The following is a 4080-nucleotide window of genomic DNA, read 5'->3' as shown; positions in this document are numbered from 1 at the left end:
AACGAGTTCAATGTCAATCTCGCCTTCGTCGACGTGACGGTCGCCCGTCGTCGCATGCGCGGACGACTCGCGCTGCAGGCCGGGACGTCGGTGCGGGCCAACTACGCCGCCGAGGCTCGCGAGGGGACTATCGGCGGCGACGGATTGTTGGGCATGCTGCAGGAGGCGTACGCCGGTTATCAGGTCACGCCCGCGCTCTGGATCGATGCCGGGATCTTCTAGTCCAACATGGGGATGGAGACCTGGGTGAGCCGGGACAATCCGGCGTACACACGTTCGTTGGTCGCCGACTTCTCGCCGTACTACTCGTCCGGCGTGCGCGCGACGTGGCAGCTCTCCCCCATGGTGACGGCGCGTGTCGATGTGGTGAACGGCTGGCAGAACATCGCGGAGAACAACGAGGGCAAGAGTCTCGGGGTGCGCGTCGATGTGGCCGCGACGGCCACCACGACGGTGTCGTGGTACGCCTACGCCGGCAACGAGCCGAACGCCCAACGGCGCCTCTTCAACGGGGTCGGTGTGGTCACACGGCCGTCCGAGCGTCTGGAGCTGCTCGCGCAGTTCGATGTCGGCCACGAGCGCCTTCGTGACAGCCTCACGATGCCGCGCCGCTCGACCGCCTGGTACGGCGCGACCCTCATCAGTCGGGCCTGGGTGCGCCCCACGCTGGCGGTCGTCGCGCGCGCCGAACGCTTCGCCGATGGCGATCAGGTCGTCGTGCGCACGGGGAGTACGCTGCCGTTTCGGGCCAATTCCGCGTCGGTCGGGGTGGACGTGCGGCCGGAAGCGCGCGTACTGTGGCGTACGGAAGCGCGCGGCTACGCGGCCGATGCCGCCGTGTTTCCCCGCGGCCATCGTGCGCCGGGGCTGTCTCGGCGGAGTGGCGTCCTGGTCACGTCGCTCGCCCTGACGTTCTGAGGCAAGGACGTTACGTGCGCCCCTCTTGGCATCCATGTGTTGCCGCGTAACTTCTCCGCAGCGTTACCTCCACGATGCGGCGTGACCGGCCATCGTTCGGCGCGTCTCTAGGTGTGACGGTACATCGTTCGCTGTTGAATGCATTCGTGAAGCACAGTCATCGCTGGCCGCGACTCCAATCCTCGCATTGAAACGCGTGCTGGTGAAGCCCGACGTCCCGGCGGAAACGCTTAGGGGCGTCGTGGTGCTTTATGGCGGCAACGTAGGGAGTACGGCAGAGGGGGTAGGGAGTCAGCTGACTCCCTACCCCCTATTTCGTAGCCCGTACGTCGCCGTTACAGCAGCATCGCGGCCGGGTCTTCCATCAGTTCCTTGAAGCGCACGAGGAACAGCACCGCCTGCTGCCCGTCGATCATCCGGTGGTCGTACGAGAGCGCCACGTACATCATCGGTCGGATCTCGACCTTGCCGTCGATCGCGACTGGACGGTCCTGCGTCTTGTGCAGACCGAGAATGCCGACCTGCGGATAGTTGATGATCGGTGTGGAGAGCAGGGAGCCGAACACGCCGCCGTTGGTGATCGTGAACGAGCCGCCGGTGAGGTCGTCCATCGACAGCTTGCCGTCGCGCGCACGCTTGGCCACGGCGGCGATGTCCTTGCCGATCTGGACGATGCTCTTGGTGTTGGCGTCCTTCACATTCGGTACCACGAGACCGGCGTCGCTGGCGACCGCGATCCCCATGTTCACGTAGTGCTTGTACACGATCGTATCGCCGTCGATCTGCGCATTCACCGCCGGGTACGCCTCGAGCGCGAGGCAGGCGGCCTTCACGAAGAACGGCATGTACGACAGCTTGACGCCCTGTTCTTTCTCGACACGATCCTTGAGCCGCTCACGGAGGGCCGTGATGGCCGTCATGTCGATCTCATTGAACGTCGTGAGGTGCGCCGTCTGGTGCTGCGAGAGCAGCAGGTTCTCCGCGATACGCTTGCGGCGCGTCGTCATCTTCTCGCGGGTCTCGCGCGTGCCGGACGGGACCACCGCCGCGGGCGTAGCCGCCGCGGCGGGCGCCGCGGCCGCCTTGGCCGGGGCGGCGATGGCGGCGACCACGTCGGGCTTGGAAACGACGCCGCCACGGCCGGTGCCGGCGATGTCAGCCGGGGAAATCCCGGCTTCGGTCGCGAGTCGCGCCGCGGCCGGCGACACCTTCACGTCGGGGCCCGCCGCCGAGGCCACCGGTGCTGCCACCGGCGCCACCGCTGCCGCCACCGGTGCCGCTGGCCGTGCGGCCCCCGCGCCGGCCGCGATCTCCCCCAGCTCGTCGCCGACGTTCACGACGTCGCCTTCGCCCTTATGTCGCGTCGTGAGGACACCGGCTTCGAGCGCGGGCACCTCGACGGTGATCTTATCGGTCTCGAGCTCGACGAGGGTCTCGCCGGCGGCGACGAGGTCGCCTTCGTTCTTGAGCCAACGGGAAATGGTCGCCTCGACGATGGATTCGCCGAGCGGTGGCACCTTGATGGACGACATGTGGCGTGACGGTCGTAGTGAACAATCTGGGAACGTGTGCCCCGCAATATAGGCAGCGGACCACCCTGACAGGGGGCGACCGCGGCGGCGATGCGCGCCGGTGTGCCCTCCCGTTTGCGGTCGGTACGGCGGAGATTCCGCCAGCTCGTCCACCTTTTGCCACCTCCGCCATGACCATGCGTGCCCTGACGATCGACGCCCACGGGGGGCTCGACCAGCTTCGCGTCCGCGACGACCTGCCGTTGCCGACGCTCGCGAGCCCGGACAGCGTGCGCGTGCGGATGAAGGCTGCGGCCCTCAACCGCCTCGACCTGTGGGTCCTCGGCGGTATTCCAGGGGTCACGATCCAGCCGGGGTGGGTGCTGGGCTCCGACGGGGCCGGCGTCATCGACGCGGTTGGTGACGCCGTGCAGGGGATCGCGCCCGGGGATCACGTGATCCTCAATCCCGGCCTGGTCGACCGTCGTTGCCGGTGCGAGTACTGCCGCGACGGCGATCAGCCGCTCTGTCTCACCTACGGCATCATGGGTGAGCATCGTCACGGCACGATCGCCGATTACGTGGTGGTGCCAGCCGAGAACGTGCGGGTCATTCCCGACACGATCCCGTTCGAGACCGCCGCGGCGTTTCCGCTGGCCACGCTCACGGCCTGGCGCATGATCGTGACCCGGGCCCGGGTACAGCCCCGTGATCACGTGCTCATCTGGGGGATTGGCGGCGGTGTGGCGCTCGCCGCGCTGCAGATCGTGAAGCACATCGGCGCGACGGCGTGGGTGACCTCGGGGAGCCCCGACAAGCTCGAACGGGCGCAGCGTCTCGGGGCCGATCATCTGCTCGATCACCGCGGCCCCGACCTCGGGCGCGAGGTGCGTGCCCGGACCGCCAAACGCGGTGTGGACGTGGTGATCGACTCGGTGGGTGAAGCCACGTGGTCGCAGTCGCTGGTCGCCCTTGGCAAGCGGGGCCGCCTCGTCACGTGTGGCGGCACCAGCGGCCCATTCGTGCAGCTCGACGTGCGCCGGATGTTCTGGAATCAGTGGACGCTCATGGGGTCGACCATGGGGAACGACGAAGAGTTCGACGCAATGACGGCCCTCTTCCGGACCGGACACCTGATGCCGCCGGTGGATTCGGTGTGGCCGATCGCCGAGTCGGCGAAGGCCTTCGAGCGGCTCGCGTCGGGCGCGCAGTTCGGCAAGGTGGTTGTACGGCTGTGACCGACACCGCGCGCTTCACGTCGGCCGAGGAGAAGGCCCTGCGCGAGACGGTGCAGGGCGGGGCGCTGCCGCTCTGTCCGCGCTGCGCGGTGCGGATGACGCAACGGCCGATCGGGGGGGGGTCGTTCGGGTTGGGCTACCATCGGCAGCGGGAGTGGCTCCTCTGCCCGCAATGCCGCCGCAGCGTGATCTTCGACGTGAAGCGGGGAACGCGCCTGTAGGTCAGGCTTCTGCTTCGGGGTGCCTCCGCCCTCGCGGGTGGTACGCTACCTTTCGGGAGGTTTGCTGGTACCCCCTCTCCATTCGACTTTGTTACAGCAACAGCTTCCCGACTCTCAGCTGCTCGCGGCCGCCGCGACGCCGACGGACTCGGGTCAGTCCGTCCTGATGTCCTCGTTCACGGAACGGCTCGA

Annotated in this window: 3 protein-coding genes and 1 pseudogene; 3 read left to right on the top strand and 1 reads right to left on the bottom strand. The window is 67.8% G+C overall.

What is annotated here, in order from left to right:
• Nucleotides 1-918 (top strand): annotated as a pseudogene (locus tag ACIRA7_RS15395) (outer membrane beta-barrel protein); the annotation flags it as partial.
• A 335-nt stretch (nucleotides 919-1253) separates the two neighbouring features.
• On the opposite strand, the gene odhB reads toward ACIRA7_RS15395, so the two are convergent.
• Nucleotides 1254-2450, bottom strand: coding sequence for a 2-oxoglutarate dehydrogenase complex dihydrolipoyllysine-residue succinyltransferase (gene odhB, locus ACIRA7_RS15390; RefSeq protein WP_396221723.1), 1197 nt, complete (start codon nucleotides 2448-2450; stop codon nucleotides 1254-1256).
• A 170-nt stretch (nucleotides 2451-2620) separates the two neighbouring features.
• Between odhB and ACIRA7_RS15385 the strand changes: the two genes are divergently transcribed.
• The gene (locus ACIRA7_RS15385) at nucleotides 2621-3667 is read left to right on the top strand and encodes a zinc-binding dehydrogenase (protein WP_396221722.1); all 1047 of its coding nucleotides are present in this window, start codon (nucleotides 2621-2623) and stop codon (nucleotides 3665-3667) included.
• On the top strand, nucleotides 3664-3888 hold the full coding sequence (locus ACIRA7_RS15380) for a hypothetical protein (RefSeq protein ID WP_396221721.1): 225 nt from the start codon (nucleotides 3664-3666) through the stop codon (nucleotides 3886-3888). The genes ACIRA7_RS15385 and ACIRA7_RS15380 overlap by 4 nt, the downstream gene beginning before the upstream one ends.
• The last annotated feature ends 192 nt before the right edge of the window (nucleotides 3889-4080 follow it).

The sequence above is a fragment of the Gemmatimonas sp. genome, from assembly GCF_044376735.1.
Lineage (GTDB): Bacteria > Gemmatimonadota > Gemmatimonadetes > Gemmatimonadales > Gemmatimonadaceae > Gemmatimonas.
The sequence above is the reverse complement of the archived record's forward strand: the minus strand, read 5'-3'. Positions and strand labels throughout refer to the sequence as shown.